The sequence below is a fragment of the Microbacterium sp. MAH-37 genome (genome assembly GCF_009758255.1).
In the GTDB taxonomy this organism is placed as follows: domain Bacteria; phylum Actinomycetota; class Actinomycetes; order Actinomycetales; family Microbacteriaceae; genus Microbacterium.
The window spans coordinates 328,942-353,945 of sequence record NZ_WSEN01000006.1 but is presented as its reverse complement, the minus strand read 5'-3'; the positions used below and the strand labels follow the sequence as shown (position 1 = coordinate 353,945).

27 protein-coding genes and 1 tRNA gene are annotated in these 25,004 nt (G+C 70.7%); 20 read left to right on the top strand and 8 right to left on the bottom strand.

What is annotated here, in order from left to right:
• Nucleotides 1-60 precede the first annotated feature (60 nt).
• From nhaA to hisS, 3 genes are all read left to right on the top strand, one after another.
• Nucleotides 61-1,224 (top strand): Na+/H+ antiporter NhaA, encoded by a 1,164-nt coding sequence (gene nhaA, locus GON06_RS07535; protein WP_157311651.1) that lies wholly within the window; start codon nt 61-63, stop codon nt 1,222-1,224.
• Nucleotides 1,225-1,354: 130 nt separating this feature from the next.
• Nucleotides 1,355-2,053, top strand: coding sequence for a MazG family protein (locus GON06_RS07530; protein ID WP_157311650.1), 699 nt, complete (start codon nt 1,355-1,357; stop codon nt 2,051-2,053).
• Nucleotides 2,054-2,221: 168 nt separating this feature from the next.
• Nucleotides 2,222-3,481, top strand: coding sequence for a histidine--tRNA ligase (gene hisS / locus GON06_RS07525; RefSeq protein ID WP_157311821.1), 1,260 nt, complete (start codon nt 2,222-2,224; stop codon nt 3,479-3,481).
• 88 nt (nt 3,482-3,569) lie between these two features.
• On the opposite strand, the gene GON06_RS07520 is transcribed toward hisS, so the two are convergent.
• Entirely contained in the window at nt 3,570-4,076 is a 507-nt protein-coding gene (locus tag GON06_RS07520; RefSeq protein ID WP_157311649.1) for a VOC family protein, read from the bottom strand.
• Between the two features lie 73 nt (nt 4,077-4,149).
• Between GON06_RS07520 and GON06_RS07515 the strand changes: the two genes are divergently transcribed.
• Nucleotides 4,150-4,926: a helix-turn-helix domain-containing protein gene (locus tag GON06_RS07515; protein WP_157311648.1), complete on the top strand. Its 777-nt coding sequence runs from the start codon at nt 4,150-4,152 to the stop codon at nt 4,924-4,926.
• 42 nt (nt 4,927-4,968) lie between these two features.
• On the opposite strand, the gene GON06_RS07510 is transcribed toward GON06_RS07515, so the two are convergent.
• Nucleotides 4,969-6,210 carry an APC family permease gene (locus GON06_RS07510; RefSeq protein WP_157311647.1) on the bottom strand — a complete coding sequence of 414 codons (1,242 nt, stop codon included), beginning with the start codon at nt 6,208-6,210 and terminating at the stop codon, nt 4,969-4,971.
• A 91-nt stretch (nt 6,211-6,301) separates the two neighbouring features.
• Here GON06_RS07510 and GON06_RS07505 point away from each other — a divergent pair, with 91 nt between their 5' ends.
• Complete coding sequence (locus GON06_RS07505; RefSeq protein WP_157311646.1) at nt 6,302-6,688, top strand: DUF5655 domain-containing protein; 387 nt, start codon at nt 6,302-6,304, stop codon at nt 6,686-6,688.
• Nucleotides 6,689-6,694: 6 nt separating this feature from the next.
• Here the strand turns inward: GON06_RS07505 and GON06_RS07500 are convergent, their stop codons facing one another.
• Nucleotides 6,695-7,165, bottom strand: coding sequence for a DUF4442 domain-containing protein (locus GON06_RS07500; protein WP_157311645.1), 471 nt, complete (start codon nt 7,163-7,165; stop codon nt 6,695-6,697).
• A gap of 105 nt (nt 7,166-7,270) precedes the next feature.
• Here GON06_RS07500 and GON06_RS07495 point away from each other — a divergent pair, with 105 nt between their 5' ends.
• From GON06_RS07495 to GON06_RS07455, 9 genes are all read left to right on the top strand, one after another.
• Nucleotides 7,271-7,621 carry a GntR family transcriptional regulator gene (locus tag GON06_RS07495; protein WP_157311820.1) on the top strand — a complete coding sequence of 117 codons (351 nt, stop codon included), beginning with the start codon at nt 7,271-7,273 and terminating at the stop codon, nt 7,619-7,621.
• Nucleotides 7,618-8,685, top strand: coding sequence for a DUF1648 domain-containing protein (locus GON06_RS07490; RefSeq protein ID WP_157311644.1), 1,068 nt, complete (start codon nt 7,618-7,620; stop codon nt 8,683-8,685). The genes GON06_RS07495 and GON06_RS07490 overlap by 4 nt, the downstream gene beginning before the upstream one ends.
• Nucleotides 8,682-9,674, top strand: coding sequence for a CPBP family intramembrane glutamic endopeptidase (locus GON06_RS07485; protein WP_157311643.1), 993 nt, complete (start codon nt 8,682-8,684; stop codon nt 9,672-9,674). Before GON06_RS07490 ends, GON06_RS07485 begins: the two co-directional genes overlap by 4 nt.
• Nucleotides 9,675-9,719: 45 nt before the next feature.
• Nucleotides 9,720-10,379 (top strand): O-methyltransferase, encoded by a 660-nt coding sequence (locus tag GON06_RS07480; RefSeq protein WP_157311642.1) that lies wholly within the window; start codon nt 9,720-9,722, stop codon nt 10,377-10,379.
• Nucleotides 10,380-10,473: 94 nt separating this feature from the next.
• The gene (gene eno, locus GON06_RS07475) at nt 10,474-11,754 is read left to right on the top strand and encodes a phosphopyruvate hydratase (protein WP_332837263.1); all 1,281 of its coding nucleotides are present in this window, start codon (nt 10,474-10,476) and stop codon (nt 11,752-11,754) included.
• A 39-nt stretch (nt 11,755-11,793) separates the two neighbouring features.
• Complete coding sequence (locus GON06_RS07470; protein ID WP_157311641.1) at nt 11,794-12,357, top strand: FtsB family cell division protein; 564 nt, start codon at nt 11,794-11,796, stop codon at nt 12,355-12,357.
• Between the two features lie 48 nt (nt 12,358-12,405).
• On the top strand, nt 12,406-12,936 hold the full coding sequence (locus GON06_RS07465; RefSeq protein ID WP_332837262.1) for a DUF501 domain-containing protein: 531 nt from the start codon (nt 12,406-12,408) through the stop codon (nt 12,934-12,936).
• Between the two features lie 5 nt (nt 12,937-12,941).
• The gene (locus GON06_RS07460; RefSeq protein ID WP_378736981.1) at nt 12,942-14,270 is read left to right on the top strand and encodes a S8 family peptidase; all 1,329 of its coding nucleotides are present in this window, start codon (nt 12,942-12,944) and stop codon (nt 14,268-14,270) included.
• Nucleotides 14,267-15,961, top strand: coding sequence for an NAD(P)/FAD-dependent oxidoreductase (locus GON06_RS07455; protein WP_232528283.1), 1,695 nt, complete (start codon nt 14,267-14,269; stop codon nt 15,959-15,961). The genes GON06_RS07460 and GON06_RS07455 overlap by 4 nt, the downstream gene beginning before the upstream one ends.
• A 54-nt stretch (nt 15,962-16,015) precedes the next feature.
• Here GON06_RS07455 and GON06_RS07450 read toward each other — a convergent pair.
• Nucleotides 16,016-16,088 (bottom strand) — tRNA-Leu (locus tag GON06_RS07450).
• 87 nt (nt 16,089-16,175) lie between these two features.
• Here GON06_RS07450 and GON06_RS07445 point away from each other — a divergent pair.
• From GON06_RS07445 to GON06_RS07435, 3 genes are all read left to right on the top strand, one after another.
• A complete protein-coding gene (locus GON06_RS07445; protein ID WP_332837261.1) occupies nt 16,176-17,405 on the top strand; it encodes an amino acid deaminase/aldolase in 1,230 nt (409 codons plus the stop codon).
• Nucleotides 17,402-18,715, top strand: coding sequence for a D-arabinono-1,4-lactone oxidase (locus GON06_RS07440; RefSeq protein WP_332837260.1), 1,314 nt, complete (start codon nt 17,402-17,404; stop codon nt 18,713-18,715). Before GON06_RS07445 ends, GON06_RS07440 begins: the two co-directional genes overlap by 4 nt.
• A 103-nt stretch (nt 18,716-18,818) precedes the next feature.
• Nucleotides 18,819-19,385, top strand: coding sequence for a LemA family protein (locus GON06_RS07435; RefSeq protein ID WP_157311639.1), 567 nt, complete (start codon nt 18,819-18,821; stop codon nt 19,383-19,385).
• A gap of 9 nt (nt 19,386-19,394) precedes the next feature.
• Here GON06_RS07435 and GON06_RS07430 read toward each other — a convergent pair whose 3' ends face one another.
• On the bottom strand, nt 19,395-20,645 hold the full coding sequence (locus GON06_RS07430; protein WP_157311638.1) for a winged helix-turn-helix domain-containing protein: 1,251 nt from the start codon (nt 20,643-20,645) through the stop codon (nt 19,395-19,397).
• A gap of 58 nt (nt 20,646-20,703) precedes the next feature.
• Between GON06_RS07430 and GON06_RS07425 the strand changes: the two genes are divergently transcribed.
• Both GON06_RS07425 and ilvA read left to right on the top strand, forming a co-directional pair.
• Complete coding sequence (locus GON06_RS07425; RefSeq protein ID WP_157311637.1) at nt 20,704-21,900, top strand: AI-2E family transporter; 1,197 nt, start codon at nt 20,704-20,706, stop codon at nt 21,898-21,900.
• Nucleotides 21,897-23,126, top strand: coding sequence for a threonine ammonia-lyase (gene ilvA / locus GON06_RS07420; RefSeq protein WP_157311636.1), 1,230 nt, complete (start codon nt 21,897-21,899; stop codon nt 23,124-23,126). Before GON06_RS07425 ends, ilvA begins: the two co-directional genes overlap by 4 nt.
• A gap of 62 nt (nt 23,127-23,188) precedes the next feature.
• On the opposite strand, the gene greA is transcribed toward ilvA, so the two are convergent.
• Nucleotides 23,189-23,677 carry a transcription elongation factor GreA gene (gene greA, locus GON06_RS07415; protein WP_332837259.1) on the bottom strand — a complete coding sequence of 163 codons (489 nt, stop codon included), beginning with the start codon at nt 23,675-23,677 and terminating at the stop codon, nt 23,189-23,191.
• A 115-nt stretch (nt 23,678-23,792) separates the two neighbouring features.
• The gene (locus GON06_RS07410) at nt 23,793-24,179 is read right to left on the bottom strand and encodes a DUF4307 domain-containing protein (RefSeq protein WP_332837258.1); all 387 of its coding nucleotides are present in this window, start codon (nt 24,177-24,179) and stop codon (nt 23,793-23,795) included.
• Nucleotides 24,180-24,246: 67 nt separating this feature from the next.
• Here GON06_RS07410 and GON06_RS07405 point away from each other — a divergent pair, with 67 nt between their 5' ends.
• Nucleotides 24,247-24,504: a hypothetical protein gene (locus tag GON06_RS07405; protein ID WP_157311635.1), complete on the top strand. Its 258-nt coding sequence runs from the start codon at nt 24,247-24,249 to the stop codon at nt 24,502-24,504.
• 1 nt (nt 24,505) lies between these two features.
• Here the strand turns inward: GON06_RS07405 and GON06_RS07400 are convergent, their stop codons facing one another.
• Nucleotides 24,506-24,979, bottom strand: coding sequence for an S-ribosylhomocysteine lyase (locus tag GON06_RS07400; RefSeq protein WP_157311634.1), 474 nt, complete (start codon nt 24,977-24,979; stop codon nt 24,506-24,508).
• Nucleotides 24,980-25,004: the final 25 nt, after the last annotated feature.

The window sequence follows — 25,004 nt, the reverse complement described above, 5'->3', positions numbered from 1 at the left end:
CCCGGCGCGAACGGGCGTCCCGACCGCGTGACATCCGGCCGGGGTGAGAGCATGGAGGCGATGCGCATCTCAGTGAAGGCCCTTCGCGGACAGCAGTTCCCCGCCGTGCTCCTGCTGGTGGCGGCGGCGCTCGGGCTGCTGCTCGCCAACCTGCCCACGCACGACTCGATCGCGGAGGTGCTCGGCTTCCACATCGCGATCCCGGGTACCGACATCGATCATTCGATCTCGGACTGGATCGCCGACGGCCTGCTCGCGATCTTCTTCCTCATGGTCGCGATCGAGCTGCGCCACGAGCTGACGCACGGCGAGCTGGACAGCCTGCACAAGGCCGCCCAGCCCGCGGTCGCCGCCGCCGGCGGCGTGCTGGTGCCGATCGCCATCTACCTGCTGATCGCGGGCGGCCCCGAGACGGCGTCCGGCTGGCCGATCCCGACCGCGACGGACATCGCCTTCGCGCTCGGCGTCCTCGCCATGTTCGGCCGCGGTCTTCCGTCGGGAGTGCGCGTGTTCCTGCTCGCGCTCGCGATCCTCGACGACATCATCGGCATCATCTTCATCGCCGTGCTGTTCGCGCATGACGTGCAGTGGGGTCTGTTCCTGCTCGCGGTCGTCGCGGTGGGCGCGTTCGCGATCCTGAGCCGGATGCTCGGGCGCAGCGGCCACTGGCTGATCGCGGTCCTCATGATCGTCGTGGGGGTCGCCACCTGGGTGCTGGTCTCGGAATCGGGCGTGCACGCCACGATCGCCGGCGTGATGCTGGGCCTGGTGATGTCGCCGGTGCCCGCGGAGCGCACCAGGCACGCGCTCGAGCCCTGGGTGAACGGCATCATCCTGCCGGTGTTCGCCTTCGCGGCGGCGTTCGTCGTGATCCCGCAGCTCGGAGGCGAGGGCCTGTCGCCGGCGTTCTGGGCGATCCTCATCGCGCTGCCGGTCGGCAAGATCATCGGCATCACGCTGTTCGGCTGGATCGCGATGCGGTTCCGCCCGCGCGGTCAGGCGCCGGCGCTCGTGCTGCCGGACCTGGTCGCCGCCGGTGTTCTCGGCGGTATCGGGTTCACGGTGTCGCTGCTGCTCGCGAACCTCGCGTTCGCCGGCGAGGCGGATATCCGCGATCAGGCGATCCTCGGCGTGCTGGGCGGATCGCTCATCGCTCTCGCCCTGTCGGCGGTCGTCGTCTCGCTGCGTGCGAAGCACTACCGATCGCTCGAACGGACGGCCTGATGAGCGTCTTCCCCTGCTCGCGGCGCGGGCGCGTGCTGCGAATCGCGTGGTCGGTGACCATCCTGCGGAGGAGCCGGGCCGAGCGACGTCGATCAGTAAGACCGGGTGGCGAGAACAGGAAGGCCGGCGGATGAGCGACCCGCTGAGGGATGCCGCGGAAGTGATGCGCCGGGTGCGGGCCGAGTGCCCGTGGTCGCAGCGGATCACGCACCGCGACCTCGTGCCGTACCTGATCGAGGAGGCGCACGAGGTCATCGACGCTGTCGAGAACGGCACCGCGGACGAGCTGCGTGAAGAGCTCGGAGACCTGCTCTGGCAGGTGCTGTTCCACGCGGCGATCGCCGCGGAGGTCTCGGAGTACGACATCGACGACGTCGCGCGCGGCCTGACCGAGAAGATGGTGCGCCGGCATCCGCACGTCTTCGGCGACGCCGTGGCGACGACGCCGGAAGAGGTGCTCGTGCACTGGAACGCCGCGAAGGCGGCCGAGAAGCGCGAGCGGCGCAGCGTGCTCGACGGCGTGCCGCGCGGAATGCCTGCGCTCGCGCTCGCGCAGAAGCTGCTCGGCCGGGCGTCCGCCGTCGTCCCGGACCCTGAGCGCCCTTCAGCCGGCGTTCCGGTCCCTGAGCGAGCGGAGCGAGAGGAAGGGCGCTCAGGAACCGCGACGGCTCCGCGCGACGGAGGGCCGGCATCCGAGGCCGAGCTCGGCGACGCCCTGCTCGCGCTGGTCTCGCACGCCCGCGCGAACGGCTGGGATGCCGAGCGCGCCCTGCGCGAGCGGCTTCACCTGCTCGAGGACGACGTACGCGCCGCGGAGTCCGGCGACTGACCCGTCGTCGCCGGTCATCTCCGGTGTCGCTGGGCGCCGCGGCGGACTCGACCTGCACGGGTGCAGGCGTCGCGAACGCCGAGATCGTCGCCGTCGCGCCGCGGTGACAGGTCGCCGGCGCAGACCTGGAAAGATGGAGCCGTGGCAACCGTGAACCCGCCGCGCGGAATGCGCGACTTCCTCCCCGCTGACAAGGCCCGTCGCGAGCGCGTGCTCGCCGTCATCCGCGAGCGCTACCGCGCGCACGGCTTCGACGAGATCGAGACGCCCGTGGTCGAGGAGTACGACCGGCTGCATGCCGGTATCGGCGGCGACAACGAGAAGCTGTCCTACAACATCCTGCGGCGCGGGCTCGACGCCGACGCCATCCGGCAGGGTGCCGACGACCCGGCGTCCCTCAGCGATCTCGGCCTGCGCTACGACCTCACCGTGCCGCTGGCGCGCTTCTACGCGACCAACCGCGGCCAGCTGCCGACCGTGTTCCGCTCGATCCAGATCGGCCCGGTGTGGCGCGCGGAGCGCCCGCAGAAGGGGCGCTACCGCCAGTTCGTGCAGTGCGACATCGACATCATGGGCGACGACTCGGCCCGTGCCGAGGCCGAGCTGATGACCGCCTCGCTCGACACGATCGACGCGCTCGGTCTCGAGGGCGGCATGGTGCGCGTGAACGACCGGCGTGTGCTCGACTGGATGCTGGACTCCTTCGGCTTCTCGGTCGACGAGCGCCCCGGTGTGCTGATCACGATCGACAAGATGGACAAGGTCGGCGCGGACGGCGTGATCGACGAACTCGCGGCACGCGGCGCGACCCCGCCCGCAGTGGAGGCGCTGCGCGCCTTCCTGACCCGTGCGCAGACGATGGAGTACAACCCCTACGGCGAGCGGCAGATCCGCAAGGCGCTGCCCCAGGACGCCCCCGACGACCTGGTCGCCGAACTCGTCGCCCTCGGCGACGCGGTCGCGGCGGCGCGCCCCGGTGCGGGGGAGATCCCGCTGGTCTTCGACCCGTTCCTCGTTCGTGGCATGGGCTACTACACGGGCACGATCTTCGAGCTCGCGCACCCCTCGGTGGACTACTCGCTCGGCGGCGGCGGCCGCTACGACGGCATGATCGGGCGCTTCCTCGGCCAGCAGGTCCCCGCGGTGGGGTTCTCGATCGGCTTCGAGCGGATCGTCGACCTGGTCGCCTCGCTCGAGGCCGACGCTGCGGAGTCGGTCGTCCTCGTGCACGACGCCGATGTGCCGCTGACCGAGCTGCTCGCGCACAAGGCCGCGCTGGTTGCGGACGGCGGGCGCGTGCGTCTCGAGCGTCGCACGAAGAATCTCAAGGCGCTGCTCGAGCGGGCATCCGCCGACGGCTACACGGCGTTCGCGACCGTGCGCGCGGGCGACGAGCCCGGCGCACTCGAGGTCAAGTCGCTGAGCTGACGCCTTTCTGCCGCTCCGGTCTCAACCGATGCGGGTGCTTCGGTCGAAACACTCGCATCCATTGAGACCGGAGCCGTGGGGCAGCCCCTCACCCTGCGCTGTACGACGCCGCCCAGTCGGCGACCCGGCGGGCGCTCTCCTCCTCGCTGATGTCCTCCACGCGGGTCATGATCGACCAGCGCACCCCGAACGGGTCGCGGATGCTGGCGAAGCGGTCGCCAGACACGAAGTCGGATGCCGGCTCGCGAACGGTCGCACCGGCCGCGACCGCCCGCTCGACCACGGCGTCGACGTCGGGCACGTACAGACCCATCGAGTAGCAGTCGTCGTCACCGGACGGCGGGGCGACCAGCTTGTACTCCGGGTTCGGCTCGCCGAGCTGGAGCAGCCCAGCGCCGAAGTCGAGTCCGGCATGGGCGACGACGCCGTCGAACTCCGTCACGTCGGTGATGCGGGCGCCGAAGACCTCGCGGTAGAACTCCATCGCGGCGCGCGCATTCGGGATGGCGAGGAACGGCGTGAGCGAGGTCGCGGTGTTCGGCCGTCCGTTCGTGGTGTGCTCTCCGGTCACGCCGGTTCTGATGTCGGTACTCATGCGGATCACGGTACGGACACCCGGATGCCGGGCGCTTGAAGATCCGCGACAACCTCGCCGCTACGCTGAGCGGATGGTCGATTCCACTCGCGGCGTGCTCTATCCGGCGCGGCTTCCGGAGTTCCACCGCCTCCCGGCCCCGCCGGAGATCTCCGACCTCGCAGTGTGGTTCTGGATTCCGGAGTGGGACGTCCAACCCGGTCGCACCTCACGGCAGGAGGTCGTCGCGTATCCGGCGCTGAACCTCGTGATCGAGCAGGGCGGCGTCTCGCTCGTCGGAGCCACGACGCGGGCAACTCATCGGGATCTCACCGGCCGCGGCTGGGCGGTCGGCGCCCTCCTGAGGCCGGCGGCCGTCGCGGCGCTCACCGAGTCGCCGGCATCCGTCATCGATCAGGAGGTCGCGCTGACCGAGCCCGAGCTGCACGACGCCGTCGCCGCGGCGATGACGAGCGGCGACGGCCACCGAGAGCGCGCCGTCGCGCTGTTCGCCCGTTGGCTGCTCGCCCGGGTCGGAGAGCCGACGGATGCCGCGCGGCAGGCGAACGGCGCCGCCGATCTGCTCATGACGACTGAGGTGCGCTCGCCGGAGGAGGTGGCTGCGCGCCTGTCCGTCTCGGTGCGCACGCTGCAGCGACTGATGCATCGTCACGTCGGTCTGCCGCCCGCGGCGATGATCCGCTGCCGGCGCCTGCAGGAGGCGGCGGAGCGGGTGCGCACCGATCCGTCGGCCGATCTGGCCACGATCGCCGCCGAGTTCGGCTATTCCGACCACGCCCACCTCACGACGGACTTCCGCACTGTCCTCGGCTTCACCCCGTCGGCCTACCGTGCGGCCTCCCACGCCTGATCGACCACGCCGCGGAACATCTGCACGACGCGCCCGCCGGCGTCACGTGCGGATGCCACGACGCCGTAGCCGCAGCGCCACGAACCGGCCGGCGAGGCCGACCAGCAGCACGCCGACGCCGATCAGCGAGGCGAGCGGCGGCAGGGTGCTCACCAGCACCACGCAGCCGATCGCGCCGATCACCTGCAGCGCGCGCGGGTACCGGCGGGCGTCGCCGTGCTGCCGCAGGGCCGAGCCGTTCGCGAGCAGGTAGTACAGCAGCACGCCGAACGACGAGAACCCGATCGCGCCGCGCAGGTCCGCGACCAGCACCACCGCGATCACGATGACGCCGATGGTGATCTCGGCGCGTCGGGGCACCTGCCGGCGCGGATCGACGACGGCCAGGAAACGCGGCAGATCGCCTTCGCGGGCCATCGCCAGAGACGTGCGCCCGATGCCGGTGATCAGCGCGAGCAGCGCGCCGAGTGCGGCGGCGGCCGCCGTCACCCGCACGATCGGTGCCAGTGCCGGATGTCCGGCCGCGCGCACGACCTCGGCGAGCGGGGCGGTCGTCCCGGTGGCATCGCCGCCGAGCACGAGCAGCACCACGACGCCGATGAGCGCGTAGACGGCCACCACGCCGATCAACGCGATCGTGATCGCCCGAGGGATGGTGCGGGCGGGGTCACGCACCTCCTCGCCCATGGTCGCGATCCGGGCGTACCCCGCGAACGCGAAGAACAGCAGGCCGGCCGCCTGCAGCACCCCGTACGCGGTCACGTCGGGCAGGGGGGCGCGGGTCGCGGCATCCGCCCCGGTGGCGCCGGTCGCGACGACGACGGCGAGGCCGATCAGCGAGGCGACGACGAGGATGCGGGTGAGCAGCGCCGTGCGGGTGACACCGAAGCAGTTCACGACGACGAGCGCGGCCACGGCGGCCACGGCCACAGGCACCTGCCACCCCGGGGGCGCTGCGTAGGCGGCGAAGGTGAGGGCCATCGCCGCGCAGCTCGCGGTCTTGCCGATCACGAAGCACCAGCCGGCGGCGAAGCCCGCCCAGGGGCCGATCTCCGCGCGCGCGTAGGCGTAGGTGCCGCCCGAGACCGGATACACCGCAGCCAGCTGCGCCGACGAGGTCGCGTTGCAGAACGCGACCACCGCGGCCACGCCGAGGGCGAGGAGCAGCCAGGGGCCTGCGGCGCCGATGGCCGGGCCCCACACCGAGAACACGCCGGCTCCGATCATGGATCCGGCGCCGATGGCGACGGCATCGGTCAGGGTCAGACGGCGAGCGAGCGGCATCCGTCCATCGTGGCACCGCGGGGTGAACGGCGGGTGACGCGCTCCCGAGGTGCCCTTACGCGATGTCCGATGTCATCGCTAGCATCGCCGGATGGACCAGGAGCCGACTGTCGAACAGTATCTGGATGGGAAGTCGCCCGAGGTCGTGGCGCTCTACGACCGTTTCATCGAGCTGGCGGAGGGATGCGGGCCGTTCATCTACTCGGTCAACAAGTCCGCGATCACCATCAAGGGAACGCGCCGTGGCTTCGCCGGGGTGGTCCCGGGGGATGACCACCTGCGCGGCTATCTCGATCTGACGCGCGCGATCGGAGCCGACCCGCGCATCCAGCGGTCGGCGCCCTACGAGAGCCGCCTGTTCGTGAACTACTTCCGCGTCACCTCGCTCGACGAGATGGACGACACCTTCGCGCAGTGGCTGGCCGAGGCCTACGAGGTTGGCCGCGGGGCGCACCTCGCCGGCCCGAAGCAGAGGTGAACGAGGTCAGCCGCGGGCAGCGGTGACGCGCTTCTTCTCACGCACGTACACCTCGCGGCGCACACGCGCCACGATGTCGCCTTCGCGGTCGGTGATCACGGTCTCGAACCACTCCAGCACCTTGGCGCCGCCGCGGGCGCGCTCGCGCAGCTCCTCGGCCTTCTCCCTCGGCACGGAGAACTCCGCGGTGAGCACCCCGCGCCCCGGCTTCACGAACTCGATCTCGCCGCGGGTGTCCCAGACGACGTGGTCACGGCCCAGCTGGTGCATCACCAGCATGAAGAAGTACGGATCCGTCATCGCCGACATCGAGCCGCCGAAGGCCGTCTTCACGTAGTTGCGGGTGAACAGGTTGACGTGCAGCTCGACGGTGGCGTGCGTCCAGTCCTGGGAGAACCGCCGAACCCGGATGCCGCTGAACAGGTTGGGGATCCACAGGGACATGCCCACGGCGAGGCGACGGGGAGTGATGCGCATACGGTCAGCTTGCCGGTGCACCCCGCCCGGCGACGGATCATCTGGACCACTTCCACAATTATTGTTCTAGTTGTAATAGAATAAACGCGCCGAGGGGGGGTGAGCATGCTGATCCGGATCGACCCAGAGAGCACCAGGTCGCTGTTCGAGCAGATCGCGGCGTCCGTGCGCGCCGAGGTGCTCGCCGGGCGACTGCGCCCCGGCGACCGGCTGCCTGCCGCGCGCGAGGTCGCCGAGGCGATCGACGTGAACGTGCACACCGTGCTGCGCGCCTATCAGGAGCTGCGGGCGGAGGGACTCGTCGATCTGCGCCGCGGGCGCGGCGCCGTGGTCTCCGCCGCAGCCGAACCCCTCGCCGAGCTGGCCGACGACATCGCCGATCTCGTGCGCCGCGGCGCGCGCCTCGGCCTCACGCCCGCGACCATCGCCGCACTCATCAAGGAGACGACGCCATGACCGAACATCCGCTCGACCGCCAGGTGACCGCCGTGCCCGCGGCCGATCTGCGGCGAGCGCGGCGCGCGCTGCTGCTCGTCGGGATCGTCGCACCGCTCGCGATCACCGCGATCGCAGTGGGGCTGATCCTCGCCTGGCTGCCCGAACTGCCTGATCCCGCGGCGACGCACTGGGGTGCGGGCGGCGTGAACGGATATGGCGCACCGGTCACCTACGTCTGGCTGGCGCTCGGCATCGGGCTCGGCCTGCCCCTGCTCCTGGTCGTCAGCACGCTCGCGATGGCCCGGGAGCAGTGGGGCGGCGCGGCACGGCTGCTCGGCGCGATGGCGCTGGCGCTCTCGGGTTTCAGCGCGGTGATCAGCACAGGCTCGGTCGCGATCCAGCGCGGCCTGCGGGACGCCTCGGACGTGGGCGGCATCGGGGGCATCGTCGTCCTCGGTTTCGTGGTGCTGCTCGGGCTCGGCGCGGTCGGCTGGTTCCTGCAGCCGCACGTGCACCCCACTCCGGCGGCACCGCTGCAACCGGTGCATCTGGCATCGATCTCATCCGGCGAGCGCGTGGTGTGGATGGCGACCGCGACGATGTCGCGGGTCGCAGTGATCATCATCGGCATCGTCGTGGTGCTCGTCGTCGGTGCCACCGCGGTGCTGGTCGTCCAGGCGGCCGAGGCCGCCTGGATCCCCGTCCTGACCCTGCTCATCGTCGGCTTCGCGTTCGCGTCCACCGCATCGTTCCGGGTGAAGGCCGGGCCGGACGGTCTGTCCATCCGCTCCCAGATCGGTGTGCCGCGCGCTCAGGTCCCGCTCGACGAGATCGTCGCCGTGCGCGCCGTCGAATGCCACCCGTTCGGCGAGTTCGGCGGCTTCGGCTGGCGCCTCGGCCTGGACGGTCGCACCGGCATCGTGCTGCGCACCGGTCCCGCCATCGAGGTCGAGCGGCGCGACAAGCACCCTCTGGTCGTCACCGTCGATGGCGCGGAGGTGGGCGCCGCCGTGCTGCAGGCCTACCTCGATCGTGCCGGCCGCCCGCCCGTGCAGGACGCCGCAGAAGGAGACGCATCATGACCGCGCAGAATCCCGCGTCCGCAGAGACGGATGCTCCGCCGCGGATCGGCCTCGGCGCGATAATCGCCTACGTCATTCTCGCCTGCGGACTCGCCTGGCTGCTGGCGCTTCCGCTCTGGCTCGGTGACGGCCTCGCCACGCCGTTCGCCCCCGTGCTGCTGCCGGTGATCATGTACACGCCCGCGGCCGCCGTGCTGATCGTGATGCTGGTCATGCGCCCGGTGCCGCGAGGGCAGCGGCTGCGCTTCCTGGGCATGTGGCCGCTGCGCCCGGCGTCGCGCGTGATCTGGATGAGTGTCATCTCGCTGTTCGGCACCGTCGCGGTCGTCGTGCTCGCGATGCTGATCGCGATCGCGTTCGGATGGATGAAGGCCGACTTCATCGGCCTGTCCGGCTTCGAGGAGACGCTGCGGGCGGCCGTGCCGCCTGGCACGGAGCTGCCGCCGGCGTTCGTGCTCGTGGCCGCGCAGATGGCGTCGCTGCCGATCGCCGCCGTGACGATCAACGCGCTCGCCGCCTTCGGTGAGGAGCTCGGCTGGCGCGGATTCCTGGTTCCGGCGCTGCGCCGGTACGGCACCTGGACCGCCCTGCTGGTGAGCGGCGTGATCTGGGGGCTCTGGCACGCGCCCGTGATCCTTCTCGGCTACAACTTCGGGCGCCCCGACGTCCTCGGCGTGCTGCTGATGGTCGGCGGATGCGTCGCGGTGGGCGTGCTGTTCGGCTGGACGCGCCTGCGCTCGGGGTCGGTGTGGCCCGCGGTCTTCGCGCACGGTGCGCTGAACGCCGCGGCGGGTCTGCCGATGGTCTTCCGGGCTGCCGGCGCCCCGCTCGACCCGGCGTTCGCGATCGTGCTCGGCGTCTCGGGCTGGATCGCCTGCGCAATCGTCGTCGTGATCCTGCTGCTGACCGGGCAGTTCCGGAAGCAGCCGTCACTCGCGGGTCCACGTCCGGCGGCCGCTCCGCCGGCGCCGCAGCCGCCCGCGCCCTGAGCCCGACCGGTTGACCCGCCGCGACCGGCAGGGTTGGCTGAGATCATGGAACCCACTCGTGAGAACTGGCGCGCCGCCGACGCCTACCTGTCCGAGACGCTGGTCGGGCACGATTCTGCACTCGAGGCGGCGCTCGCCGCGCAGCAGGATGCCGGGATGCCGGCGATCGAGGTCGCGCCGGTCTCCGGCAAGCTGCTGAACCTGCTGGTGCGGATGAGCGGCGCGCGCCGTGTGCTCGAGATCGGCACCCTCGGCGGGTACTCCACGATCTGGATGGCCAGGGGCGTGGGCGAGGGAGGGCGCGTCGTCACCGTCGAGGCGGAGGCGGCGAACGCCGCCGTCGCCCGGGAGAGCATCGATGCCGCGGGCGTGGGCGAGCGGGTCGACATCCGCATCGGCAGGGCCGCCGACGTGCTGCCGACGCTGGTCGGGGAGTTCGACCTGGTCTTCATCGACGCCGACAAGGAGTCGAACACGATCTACCTGGACTGGGCTGCGAAGCTCGGGCATTCCGGCACCGTCGTCGTGCTGGACAACATCGGCCGGGACGGCGAGATCGCGAACGCGGACAGCACCGACTCGATGGTCGTGGGCACGCAGCAGGCGCTGCGGATGCTGGGCGAGGATCCCCGCTTCGACGCCACCGCGCTGCAGACCGTCGGGCTGAAGGGCTGGGACGGCGTCGCCGTCGCGCTGGTGGTCTGAAACGTCCTCGGCGCGCCGAGACCGCCCGGCTAGACTGGGCCGCGGACCGACGCCGCTCCAACACCCCCAAATTCCTCTAGCAAGGAGCTCTTCCGTGGCATTGATCGAGGCTGTAGGCGCTCGCGAGATCCTGGACTCGCGTGGAAACCCGACCGTCGAGGTGGAGGTGCTCCTCGATGACGGCATCGTGCAGCGCGCCGCCGTCCCCTCCGGCGCATCCACCGGCGCCTTCGAGGCGTACGAGCTGCGCGACGGTGACAAGAGCCGGTACGGCGGCAAGGGCGTGCTGAAGGCCGTCGAGGCCGTCATCGACGAGCTCGGTCCGGCCATCGAGGGCGTCGAGGCGAGCGAGCAGCGCGTCATCGACGAGATCCTCATCGAGGTCGACGGCACCGACAACAAGAGCCGCGTCGGCGCGAACGCCATCCTCGGCGTCAGCCTCGCGGTCGCGAAGGCCGCTGCGGACTCGGCCGACCTGCCGCTGTTCCGCTACCTGGGCGGCCCGAACGCGCACCTGCTGCCCGTCCCGCTGTTCAACGTCATCAACGGCGGCTCGCACGCCGACAACGGCATCGACATGCAGGAGTTCTTCCTCGCTCCGATCGGCGCCGACACCTTCTCCGAAGCGCTGCGCTGGGGCACCGAGGTCTACCACGTCCTCAAGGGCGAGCTGAAGGCCGCCGGCTTTGCGACCGGCCTGGGCGACGAGGGCGGCTTCGCCCCCGACCTGCCCAGCAACCGCGAGGGCCTGGAGTTCCTGGTCAAGGCGATCGAGAAGGCCGGCTTCACCCCGGGCGCCGACATCGCGCTGGGCCTGGACGCCGCCGCCACCGAGTTCTTCAACGAGGGCGTCTACCGCCTCGACAACAAAGACTGGGACGCCGCCGCGCTCACCGACTACTACGTCGGCCTGGTGAACGACTTCCCGATCGTGACCATCGAGGACGCCCTCGCCGAGGACGACTGGGACGGCTGGAAGGCCCTCACCGAGAAGCTCGGCTCGCAGATCCAGCTCGTCGGCGACGACCTGTTCGTCACGAACCCGGAGCGCCTGCAGAAGGGCATCGACCTCGGCACCGCGAACTCGCTGCTGGTGAAGGTGAACCAGATCGGCACGCTGTCCGAGACCCTCGACGCGATCAACCTCGCGCACCGCTCCGGCTACACCACGATGCTCTCGCACCGCTCCGGCGAGACCGAGGACACCACGATCGCCGACCTCGTCGTCGCCGTGAACTCGGGCCAGATCAAGAGCGGCGCGCCCGCACGCAGCGAGCGCGTCGCCAAGTACAATCAGCTTCTGCGCATCGAGGAGGAGCTGGGCGACGCCGCGGTCTTCGCCGGCCGGTCCGCCTTCCCGCGTTTCAAGGGCTGATCAGCTGATTCCATTCTGCTGAACGACGAAAGGGGAGCCATGGCCAGACGACCGGCTCCCCTTTCGCCGTCTCAGAAGCCCGGCTCCGCCTCGAAGGCGGACGCCGTGCCGCCTGCGGCATCCGCTCGCGCAGCGCGTGCACAGCGCGAGCCTCGCGCCCGCCGTCGCGTGGACGTGGGGGAGTGGGCCAGCGGTATCCGGCTCTCGGCGTTCTCCGCGATCATGCTGTCCCTCGTCGTGCTGGGGGCCTGGGTGCTGGTGCCGAGTCTCGGCACGTACCTCGACCAGAGGCAGAGGATCGCCGCCGTCGAGGCGTCCGTGCAGGTCACCAAGGAGGACATCGCCGCGCTCGAGCTCGAGCGCGAGCGCTGGAACGACCCGGCCTACATCAGCACGCAGGCGCGCGAGCGGCTGTACTACGTCAAGCCGGGCGAGGTGCCCTACCTCGTCGACAACGACCTCGACCCCGCCGCGCTGCCCAAGGAGCAGGTGCCGGTGAGCGACGAGCTGGTCGAGCGCAAGTCCGACTGGATGCCGCAGCTGCTGCGCAGCATCGCCGGTTCCGGACTGGCGAAGAACGCCGTCGAGGCACCCGTGCGCTGACAGGCGCTCCTGGGCCTTCGCCCAGGCGGGCTCCCGTACGCTGGTGAGGTGACGACTCCGCCCTTCGCCGCCCCCACGCCCGCCGAGATCGCGGTGGTGTCCGCGCAGCTGGGCCGTACGGCGCGCGGTGTGGTGGGCATCGCCGCACGCTGCGTGTGCGGCAATCCGACCGTGGTCGCCACCTCTCCGCGGCTGGACGACGGTTCGCCGTTCCCCACGTTCTACTACCTCACGCATCCCGCGGCCACCGCCGCGATGTCGACGCTCGAGGCCGAGCACGTCATGCCGGAGCTGGCCGCGATGCTCGAAGACGAGGACATCGCCGCGCAGTATCTCCGCGCACACGAGGCGTTCCTGGCTGATCGCGCGCAGTTCGGCGACGTGCCGGAGATCGCGGGCGTGTCGTCCGGCGGCATGCCGACTCGCGTGAAGTGCCTGCACGCCCTCGCCGGGCACGCCCTGGCGGCGGGCCCGGGCGTGAACCCGATCGGTGACGCCGCGCTGGCCCGCTCGAGCTGGTCGCCCGAGCGCTGCGCCTGCGCCTCACCGGGGGCCGCGCGCGGAGACGCCGCCGGATGAGGGCGATGAGGATGCTGCGCGGCATCGTCGCGACCGCGACGGTGGCGGCATCCCTCGCCCTTCTCGCCGCCGCCCCGGCATCCGCGGCGACGCCGGCGCCCGTCGCGACGCCGGACGCCACCCCGCCGCCGGTCGCCGACGACCCGAAGGACCCGATCCGGGCGTCCGAGTACTGGCTCGACGGGGCTCGGATCCGCGAGGCATGGCAGACGACGCGCGGCAAGGGATCGACGATCGCCGTCATCGACACCGGCATCGGGCGTCCACCCGGAGCCTTCGACGGCGCCGTCACCGACGGCACCGACGTCTCGGGCAGCGGTACGCCCGACGGGCGCACGCCGCTGGGCACGAAGGACAAGAACCACGGCACCTGGGTGGCGTCACTGGCCGGCGCCCGCGGCGCGGCGGACGGCACGGGCATGATCGGCGTCGCGCCCGAGGCGAAGCTGCTCTCGATCTCGATCGGCTTCGAGGCCGCGGCGGTCGTGCCGTTCACGGAGCAGATCGCGAAGGCGATGCGCTGGGCGGTCGACAACGGGGCCGACGTGATCAACCTGTCGCTGACGACGAACACCCTGGACTGGGACGAGAGCTGGGACGACGCGTTCCTGTACGCCTTCAAGCACGACGTCGTCGTGGTCGTCGCCGCCGGAAACCGCGGCAGCGGCACATCGATCGTCGGCGCCCCGGCGACGATCCCCGGTGTGCTGACCGTTGGCGGCGTGGACCAGCACGGTCAGGCCAGCGTCGAGGCGTCCACGCAGGGCATCACGATCGGCATCTCGGCGCCCAGCGAGGGGCTGCGCGGCGTCTCGGCCGACGGCACGGTCGTCACCTGGGACGGGACCAGTGGCGCAGCGCCGATCGTGGCGGGCGTGGCGGCGCTGGTGCGCTCCGCGCATCCCGATCTGGACGCGGCGAACGTGATCAACCGCATCATCCGCACGGCGGTCCCTGTCCCCGGTGCGCAGAGGGTGCCAGACCCGCTGTATGGCTACGGGCTCCTGGACGCAGCCGCGGCCGTGACGGCCGACGTGCCGAAGGTGTCGGCGAACCCGATGGGTGATCTCGAGGAGTGGATCCGGCTGTACCGCCGCGCGAAGAGCGACCCGGCGCCGGAGCCCACTGTCACGCCGATCGCGGTGCCGCCGCTGCCCGCCGCCGATGCCCCGACGAAGCCCGGTTCACCGCTGCTTCCGAGCGCCGAATCGCTGCGGTACGGTACCCTGCCGCTTCTTGCGCTCACGGTACCTGGTATTCTGGTGGCGCTTGGCGTCACCGCAGCTGCCCGGCGCATCCGTTCGGCGCGCGATCGACGCGCGCCTTCCCCATGACGACGAGGAGTTGTCCCTCTGTGCCTGAGAATCGCACTGTCCCCAAGATTCTGATCGTCGGTGGTGGTTACGCGGGCTTCTACACCGCGTGGAAGCTCGAGAAGCACCTCCGCAAGGGCGAAGCGGATGTGACCATGGTCGATCCGCTGCCGTACATGACGTACCAGCCGTTCCTGCCCGAGGTCGCGGCCGGCTCGATCGAGGCCCGTCACGCGGTGGTCGCCCACCGTCGTCACCTGAAGCGCACCAACGTCATCACGGCGAAGATCACCGGCATCGACCACGCGAACAAGGTCGCCACGATCACGCCGCCGGTCGGCGACTCCTACGAGTTCGCGTACGACCAGATCGTCGTCACCGCCGGTGCCGTCTCGCGCACCTTCCCGATCCCGGGCATCGCAGACAACGCGATCGGCCTGAAGACGATCGAAGAGGCCGTCGCGGTCCGCGACAAGCTGATGTCGAACTTCGACAAGGCCGCATCCGTGCCGGCCGGCCCCGAGCGCGACCGCCTGCTGACCACGGTCGTCGTGGGTGGTGGCTTCGCAGGCATCGAGGTGTTCGCCGAGCTGCGCTCGCTGGCATCCGCCCTCATCTCGAAGTACCCGCAGCTGTCGTTCGACGACACCCACTTCCACCTCATCGAGGCGATGGGCCGCATCATGCCCGAGGTCTCGCTCGAGACGAGCAAGTGGGTCATGAAGGACCTCGGCAAGCGCGGCGCCAACGTGCACCTGGACACCCAGGTCACCGGTGCGATCGACGGCAACGTCGAACTCTCCACCGGCGAGGTCATCCCCACCGACCTCATCGTCTGGACCGCGGGTGTCATGGCGAACCCGACCGTGGTGCGCGGCGGCGACCTGCCCGTCGAGGAGCGCGGTCGCATCCAGACCCGCGCCGACCTGCGCGTCGGCACCGCCGAGGAGCCCGTCGAGGGCGCCTGGGCCGCCGGTGACGTCTCGGCCGTGCCCGACCTGACCGGCGGCGGCGTCGGCGGCTACTGCGTGCCGAACGCCCAGCACGCCGTCCGCCAGGCCAAGCTGCTCGCGAAGAACCTCGTGGCCGTGCTGCGCGGCGAGGGCACCAAGGACTACTTCCACAAGAACCTCGGCGCCGTGGCGGGCCTCGGCCTCTACAACGGCGTCTTCCAGTCCGGGAAGATCGCGCTGAAGGGCTTCATCGCCTGGCTCGCGCACCGCGGCTACCACGGCCTGGCCATGCCGTCGTGGGAGCGCAAGTGGCGTGTGCTGTGGGGCTGGTGGAACAACCTGTGGCTCGGTCGCGACCTGGTGAACCTGCAGACCGTGCAGAACCCGCGCTACGTCTTCGAGGAGTTCGCGGCTCGCCCGCGTCCGGCGGCGGATGCTCCGGCTCCGGCGCCCGCTCCGGCCAAGGCACCTGAGAAGCCGGCTGCGGAGAAGCCCGCCGCTGCGAAGACCGAGGCTGTCGCGGATGCCGCCGCTGACGACAAGGCGACCGTCGCGGCTCCGGCCGCGGAGAAGCCCGTCAAGAAGGCTCCCGCACGCAAGCCGGCTGCGAAGCGTCGTACTGAGCCTGCCGAAGTGAAGCCCGCTGCTCCGAAGGTGTCCGCGGACGCCGCTGCGGCGGACGACGCGACGGTGAAGGCTCCGGCTGCGAAGAAGGCTCCGGCTCGCAAGAAGTCTGAGACCGCTTCCGCCGCGAAGTGATCTGATCGCACGAACGCCCCGACTCCGCGAGTCGGGGCGTTCGTCGTATCCCGGTGCCCCCAGTCGGATTCGAACCGACACTGAAGCGTGTTTAAGACGCCTGCCTCTGCCGTTGGGCTATGGGGGCCCGCCGCCAGCCTAGCGACGACGTCGGGCGTGCGACGGAGTGCCGTGCGGGGTGAATCGCGGTCCGAAGTCATCGTAAGGTGGGGGAGTGCTCGACCTCATCGACGAACTGAGCCCCGGACGTCAGACCTGGCAGGAGCCCGCGCGGTTCTGGCGCGGGCTGACCGAGGCGACCGCGCATCTGCCCGCCCCGGTGGGCGTCATCGAGCGCGAAGCGCTCCGGCACAACGCACTGGACCTGCTGGTGCGCTCCGGCGGCATCCCCATCCGCGTCGCGTCGAAGTCGGTGCGCGTGCGCGGTGTGCTCGATGCCGTGCTGCGCATCCCCGGGTTCCGCGGCATCCTCGCCTTCACGCTCGCCGAGGCGCTCTGGCTGGCCGAGACGCACGACGACATCGTGGTCGGGTATCCCAGCGTCGACCGGGCGAGCCTGGAACGACTGCTGCGCGATGAGCAGCTCGCCTCGCGCGTCGCCCTCATGGTCGACGAGACCGAGCACCTCGACCTGATCGACAGCATCGCCGCTCCGGGCATGCGCCCCGAGATCCGCGTCGTCATCGACGTCGACGCCTCGTACAAGGCACCGGCGCTGGGGCACCTCGGCGTGCGCCGCTCGCCGCTGTTCACCGCTGCGGATGTCGCAGGCTTCGCCGCGGAGGTCGTGAAGCGCCCCGGGTTCCGGCTGATCGGCCTGCAGATGTACGAGGCGCAGATCGCCGGGCAGCCGGACGACGCCGGTGCGGACGCTCCTGTCATCCGGCTCATGCAGGCACGGTCGCGCGAGGAGCTGAGGGCGCGCCGGGCGGCGATCTCGTCGGCCGTGCTCGACATCGCCCCGCTGGAGTTCATCAACGGCGGCGGCACCGGCTCGCTGGAGTTCACCGGCAGCGACGAGGCGGTCACCGAGGCGACCGCCGGCAGCGGCCTGCTCGCCGGCCATCTGTTCGACGGGTACCGCTCGTTCCAGCCCGCGCCGGCGACGGCGTTCGCCTTCGACGTGGTGCGCAAGCCCACCGCCGACATCGCCACAGTGCTGGGCGGCGGCTGGATCGCGTCGGGGCCGGCCGTGGCCTCCCGTCAGCCGATCCCGGCGTGGCCGGCGGGGCTCCGCACGCTGCCCCGCGAGGCCGCGGGCGAGGTGCAGACGCCGCTGCAGGGGCCGGAGGCCCGCGCGCTGAACGTCGGCGACCGGGTGTGGTTCCGGCATTCCAAGAGCGGTGAGCCGGCCGAGCGCATCGCGTCGTATCACGTCGTCTCGAACGGCGCCGTGATCGACGAGACACCCACTTATCGAGGCGAGGGAAAGGCCTTCCTGTGACACGACCCGGCGGAACCTGGCAGAACTGGGGACGGTCGGCGTCGATCCGTCCTGTCCGCGTGGAGCGCCCTCGTACGCCGGAGGGCGTGCAGCGCGCGGTCAAGGCCGCTGCGAAGCAGGGCCTCACCGTCAAGGCGGTCGGCGCCGGGCACAGCTTCACCGGAATCGCCGTGGCGCCCGGTGTGCTGCTGGAACTGGACGACATGCAGGGCCTCGTCTCGGCCGACAGGAAGACCGGCCTTGTGACGCTCCTCGCGGGCACACGGCTGCACCGCATCCCCGGGCTGCTGGCACCCTACGGGCTCGCGATGGAGAACCTCGGCGACATCGACCGGCAGTCGATCTCCGGCGCGATCTCCACGGGGACGCACGGCACGGGCGCGCAGTTCGGCGGCATCGCCACGCAGGTGCGGGGACTCACCCTCATCACCGCGGACGGCGAGTTCCTGCGCATCGACGGCGAGCAGAACAGCGAGCTGCTGCCCGGCGCCGTCGTCGGGCTCGGCGCGCTCGGGGTCGTCGTGGAGGTCACCCTGCAGTGCGTCCCCGCGTTCGTGCTGCAGGCGGTGGACGCCCCGCAGCCGCTGGACGAGACCCTCGACTCGATCCACGAGCGGGTCGCGGCATCCGACCACCTCGAGTTCTACTGGCATCCGCACACCGACGTCGCCCTCACCAAGACCCAGACCCGGCTGCCGGAGTCGGCGCGGCGCGAGCCGCTGCCCGCCTTCGGGCACTGGGTCGACGAGACCGTGCTGACCAACGGCGTCTTCCGCGTCTTCTGCGCGGCCAGCCAGGCCGTGCCCGCGATCGTCCCGCCGTTCAACAGGCTCGCGGTGAAGCTCACCGGCGACGCGACCTACTCCGACCGCTCGGATCGGGTGCTCATCCACCGTCGCACGGTGCGGTTCCGCGAGATGGAGTACGCCATCCCGGCCGAGCAAGTCGTGCCCGCCTTCCGCGAGGTGCAGCAGCTCATCTCCGACAGAGGCTGGAAGATCGAGTTCCCCGTCGAGGTGCGCTTCGCGAAGGCCGACGACCTGTGGCTGTCCACGGCGTCAGGGCGCGACAGCGCGTACATCGCCGTGCACCGCTACTGGCGCGCCGACCCGCGCGAGTACTTCGACGCCGTCGAGCGGATCATGTCGGGCTACGGCGGTCGCCCGCACTGGGGCAAGCTGCACTCGCTGACCGCGGATCAGCTGCGCGAGCGCTACCCGCGCTTCGACGACTTCCTCGCCCTGCGCGACCGGCTCGACCCGGACCGGATGTTCGGCAACCGGCATCTCGAGCGCATCCTCGGCGCCTGAACGGCGTCTCGAACAGCGGATGCCGCGCCGCTGCGCGGCATCCAGCGGTCGCGCAGTCGTCCGCGCTTAGGATTGACAGCACACGTGTGGAAAGGTCTGTCCCATGGAATGGCTCGTACCGGTACTGATCGTCGTCGGCGTGCTCGTGCTCGTCGGCATCTATCTGTGGTCGACCTACAACTCTCTCGTGCAGGCGAACGTCCGCGTCGATGAGGCGTGGAGCGACATCACCGTGCAGCTCAAGCGACGGGCCGACCTCATCCCGAACCTCATCGAGACGGTGAAGGGCTACGCCTCGCACGAGAAGGCCGTGTTCGAGAGCGTGACCCGTGCCAGGGCCGAGACGCTGTCCGCGACGGCACCGGGGGAAGCCGGCGTCGCCGAGGGCCACATGCAGCAGGCGCTGCGCGGCCTGTTCGCGGTCGCCGAGGCGTATCCCCAGCTGCAGGCCAGTCAGAACTATCTGCAGCTGCAGTCCTCGCTGGTCGACACCGAGGACAAGATCCAGGCGTCGCGCCGGTTCTACAACGGCGGAGTGCGCGAGCTGAACACCAAGATCAAGGTATTCCCCAACAACCTCTTCGTGCGCGGGCTCGGGTTCACCGAGCGCGAGTTCTTCGAGGTCACCGACGGCAGCGCGATCTCCGAGCCGCCGCGCGTGCAGTTCTGACCCCAGCCGCTACTCGCGCGGATGCCGGTGCCGTTCCACGGCCACCACGCCGCCGTGCAGCGCCTGCGCGATCGGTTCGGCGGCATCGCCCCAGCCCGACACGCTGATGCGCTCCAGCCCCTGCCACGAGGCCGCCCGGAGCAGCTCGCCCGCGATCTGATCGGCGTCGGATGCCCGTGACTGCGGCTCCCACCACGCCGACTGCACGAGCAGGGCGGACGCCTGGCGATCGGCCTTCAGGTCGACGCGCGCCACGATGCGGTCGCCGACCAGCACCGGCAGCGAGTAGTACCCGAAGCGGCGCTTCTCCGCCGGCACGTAGATCTCGATCCGGTAGTCCAGGTCGAAGACCCGCAGGGCTCTGTCGCGGAACCACACCACGGGGTCGAACGGAGTCAGCAGCGCGGCGCCGTCGATGCGGCGGGGGAGGGCCGCCCCGGTGTGCGTCCAGGCCGGGACCTGCTTGCCGAGTCGCTCCCAGCCGCGCACGACGACGGGCGCGAGCTCGCCGGCATCCGTGAGGTCGTCGATCGCGTGACGCACAGCGGCGCGGTCGCGGATGCGGTGGTAGTCGGCGATGTCGGCCTCGGACGCGACGCCGTAGGCGCGCGCGGCACGCAGCACGAGCTCGCGGATCGCGGCATCCCTCGTGACCTCGCGCGCCAGCGCGTCCGCAGGGATGACATCCTCGGCGAGCGCGTAGCTGCGCTCGAAGCCGCGCCGCCCCGACACGGCGACGTCGCCGACCCGCCACAGGTGCTCGAGCGCCATCTTCACCTCGTCCCAGTTCCACCAGCCACCGCGCTCGCGCGGCGCGTCATCGCGCAGGTCGGCCGGGCGCAGCGGTCCGCGATCACGGAGCTCGTCGAGCACCCAGGCGAGGGTGCGCCCGTTCGCGTTCAGCCAGGAGTCCGCATCGCGCTCCCACTTGCGGCGGAAGTCGTCCATTCGGAACCGCCACAGCGCCCAGTCCTCGGCGGGCACGAACGCCGCCTCGTGCGCGAGGTACTCCACGTAGCGGCTCGAGGGTGAGAAGAAGGTCCGGTCGAACTGCGCTGGCGCGTACTCGCCGAGGCGCGCGAACACCGGCAGGTAGTGCGAACGGGCGAAAACGTTCACCGAGTCGATCTGCAGCACGCCCATGCGCTCCATCGCGCGATGCAGGTGCCTCGGCGACACCGTGTCGGGACGGCGACGGGAGAACCCCTGGGCACCGAGAGTCATGCGGCGCGCTTCGGCGGCGCTCAGGCTGGCGGTCATGCGGCCAGCGTATCCGCGGCATCCGACACCGGATTCGCTCGCCACGTAAACTGAGGCGATGAGCGACGAGCGCAGGCCGCGATTCCGCAATCCCTTCCGTGCAGAGCCGCCCTCGACGGAGCGCACCGTCTCCACGCCGGCCGACGAGTACGTGCCGATGCCGCTGCGGGTGACCGCCGGTTACTCGTGGCGCATCCTGGTCATCGTCGCCGTCATCGCGGTGTTCATCTGGCTGGTGATGCTGCTGAAGCTGCTGGTCGTGCCGCTCATGGTGGGCATCCTCGTGACGGCGCTGCTGTGGCCGGCGTTCGACTGGATGCTGCGGCACCGCTGGCCGCGCTGGCTCGCCGTCACGACGTCTCTGATCGGCGTCGCGGCGGTCGTCGGCGGACTCATGACGCTGGTGGTCTGGCAGGTCCGCGAGCAGCTTCCCGACGTGCAGGTGAAGACCGCCGCGGCCATCGAGCAGCTCAAGCAGTTCCTGCTGGACGGACCGCTGAACCTCACCGAGAAGCAGATCCAGGAGTACATCGATCAGGGAATCGCGCTCATCAACGACCAGGCGTCGCTGCTCTGGTCCGGGGCTCTGGGTGTCGCGACGACGACCGCTCACGTGCTCACCGGCGCCGTGCTCGCCCTGTTCATCCTGATCTGTCTGCTCGCCGACGGCGGCGGCATCTGGAAGTGGACGGTCAAGCTCTTCCCGAGGGCGGCCAGGCCCGCGGCCGACGCGTCGGCGCGAGCCGGCTGGGCGACCGTCATCAACTACGCACGCACCCAGATGCTCGTCGCCGCGATCGACGCGGTCGGCATCGGCATCGGCGCCGCCCTGCTGGGCGTGCCGATGGCGCTCCCAGTGGCTGTCCTCGTCTTCCTCGGCTCCTTCGTGCCGATCGTCGGCGCCGTCGTCACCGGCGCCATCGCCGTGTTCCTCGCCCTGGTCTACAACGGCATCTGGATCGCCGTGGCCATGCTGGCGGTCGTGCTCGGCGTGCAGCAGCTCGAAGGGCACATCCTGCAGCCGCTGCTGATGGGCTCGGCCGTCAAGGTGCACCCCCTCGCCGTCGTGCTGGTGGTCGCGGGCGGTGCCATGATCGCCGGCATCCCCGGCGCGCTCTTCGCGGTGCCACTGGCCGCGTTCGTCAACGTCGTCGCGGTCACGCTCGGCTCGGGGTCGTGGAAGACTGGGAAGACACCCGACGCAGACCTTATCTGGAGTACAGTGCCGCGCGAGCGGCGACGGAGGAATCGATGAGCGCAGTCCCCACGCTGGCAGAGTTCGAAGAAGCGGCTCGAAGCCTGGCGGGGGTGATCTCGCACACGCCCACGGAGCTGTCCCGCGCCCTCAGCGACGTGGTCGGGGCACCCGTGCTGCTCAAGCTCGAGAACCTGCAGCGCACCGGCTCGTTCAAGATCCGCGGGGCCAGCTACCGCCTCGCGCAGCTCACCGCCGAGGAGCGCGCCCGCGGCGTCGTCGCGGCATCCGCCGGCAACCACGCCCAGGGCGTCGCGCTCGCTGCGCAGGCGCTCGGCATCCCCGCCACCATCTTCATGCCCCTCGGCGTGCCGGTGCCCAAGCTGCTCGCCACCCGCGGCTACGGCGCCGAGGTCGTGCTCGAGGGCGAGACCGTCGCCACCTCGCTGCGACTGGCCGCCGAGTTCGCCGAGCGCACCGGCGCCGTACTCATCCCGCCGTTCGACCACCGCGACGTCGTGATCGGCCAGGGCACGCTCGGTCTGGAGATCTTCCAGGACGTGCCAGACGTCGACACCGTCATCCTGGGCATCGGAGGCGGCGGACTGATCGCCGGCGTCGCCGCCGCAGTCAAGCAGGCCGCCGCCGCGGCAGGCCGCACCGTGCGGATCATCGGAGTCCAGGCCGAGAACGCGGCCGCCATGCCGCCGTCGCTCGAGGCGGGGCATCCGGTCGAGATCACCACGCACCCGACGATCGCCGACGGCATCCTGGTCGCGAAGCCGGGGGCGATCCCGTTCCAGATCATCAGCGAGCTGGTCGACGAGGTCGTCACCGTGACCGAGGACGACATCGCCCGCGCGCTGCTGGTGCTGCTCGAGCACGCGAAGGTCGTCGTCGAGCCGGCCGGCGCCGTGGGCGTCGCCGCGATCCTCGCCGGCAAGGTGCGCGGCACCGGCAAGACCGTCTCGGTGCTGTCCGGCGGCAACATCGACCCGATGCTGCTGCAGCGCGTGGTCTCGCACGGCCTCGCGGCATCCGGCCGGTACGCCACCGTCCGCATCCCGCTGCCCGACCGACCAGGTCAGCTCGCGCGGGTCTCGGAGATCCTCGCGCAGGTCGGCGCCAACGTCATGGAGGTGCTGCACACCCGGCACGGCCAGGGTCTGCAGATCGACCAGATGATCCTGCAGCTCTCGATCGAGACCCGTGGACCGGAGCACACCCAGCTCACCCTCGACTCGCTTCGGGCGGGCGGCTACGACCCCGAGGTCATCGCCGACTAGGACACACGAAGACGGCGGGATGCTCCGTGAAGGAGCATCCCGCCGTCTTCGTGTTCCGGACCTCAGCCGGTGAAGGTCTCCACGCCGGTGACCTCGACCGAGATCGCGCGGCCGTTGGGGGCCTCGTAGCTGGTCTTGTCGCCGACCTTGAGGCCGATGATGGCCTTGCCGAGCGGGCTGGCCTCGCTGTACACGTCGAGGTCCGTGCCGCCGGCGATCTCGCGGCTGCCGAGCAGGAAGGTCTCCTCGCCGCCCGCCACGACGGCGGTGACGACGGTGCCGGGCTCGACGATGCCGCGGCTCGCGGGCGCCTCGCCGACCTTGGCGGTCTTCAGCAGCTGCTCGAGGGTGCGGATACGGGCCTCCTGCTTGCCCTGTTCGTCCTTGGCGGCGTGGTAGCCGCCGTTCTCCTTGAGGTCGCCCTCTTCGCGTGCCGCTTCGATGCGCTTCGCGATCTCGTCACGGCCGACGGTGGAGAGGTGCTCGAGCTCGGCGACGAGCCGGTCGTATGCCTCCTGGGTGAGGAACGGCACCTGGGTGTCAGTGGACACAGCGTGCTCCTTCGTTCGGGCCCCTTTTCCGGGGCATGGTGCGGCCCGCTGAGGGCCGGGGGATATGCCAAGACGCCCCGGCACGGGCCGGGGCGTCGGTTGTCTGGCACCGAGTCTAGGCGACCCTGCAGGAGTTCACCAAACCCGTCACCGCCTGCGCGACGGTCGGGACGACGGTGGTGATCGCCTTCGAGTGCTTCTCGATCGCCGGGATCTCGACCACCTTCCAGCCCACCACGCCGAACTCCTCGTCGAGGGCCTCGACCACGCAGATCACATCCTGACCGCGCGGCGGCGTGATCTGGTAGTGCACCGTGACGGTGTGCTGATCGGTGAGTTCGAAGCCCAGATCGTCGGCTCCGACGGAGTTCATCTCGTTCACCACGATCATCCAGCCGAATGCGCCGACCAGCAGTGCGGCGACGGCTCCGGCGATGATCCACGGCAGCCGGCGCTTCCGGGTGCGGCCGTAGCGCTCGTCGAGTTCCTGGGCGGTGGTCACGGGTCTCCTGCGGCGTCGTTAGGCTGGTACCTACAGGCTATTCGACCTGGCTATGAAAGGCGCACACATGCTCCCGTTCGCGGATCAGACCCCGATGCCGACGCCCACGTCGACCGTCGACCCCGTCCTGGTGACTCCGGGCTTCGTGGGCTTCGCGATCGTGGTGGTGCTGGTCGTCGCGGTGATCCTGCTGATCTGGGACATGAACCGCCGCATCCGCCGGGTGCGATACCGCGAAGAGGTGCGCGAGGAGCTCGACGCCGAAGAGGCCGCGGCCCGCGAGGCCGAGCAGGGCGACGCCGGGTCGGACGGCAAGGGCGCCTGAGTCAGACGCCGACGCGCTCGAACGCGTCCAGGCTGATGCCCTGGTCGAGGATGACCTTCGACCACTCCCGCGCACTGTGCAGGCTGTGGTCGCGGTAGTTGCCGCACTCCACGGCCGAGACCCCGGGGACGTCGGCCCATTCCGCCTTCTCGGCGATGAACCGCAGGCTCTCCCGGATGCCGGCGACGACGTCCACGACAGCGGGCTCGCCCCAGACGATCAGGTGGAAGCCGGTGCGGCATCCGAACGGCGAGATGTCGATCACTCCGTCGAGGTGATCGCGCAGCTGGGCGGCGATCAGGTGCTCGATGGTGTGCAGCCCCGCGGTGGGGATCTCGCCCTCGTTCGGCTGTACGAAGCGCACGTCGAAATTCGAGATCGCGTCGCCGCGCGGCCCGCGCTCGACCGAGATCAGTCGTACGTACGGCGCTTTGACGGCGGTGTGGTCCAGCGTGAAGCTCTCGACTTCGGCCATGGCGTGCTCCTTCGGCTCGGGCTTC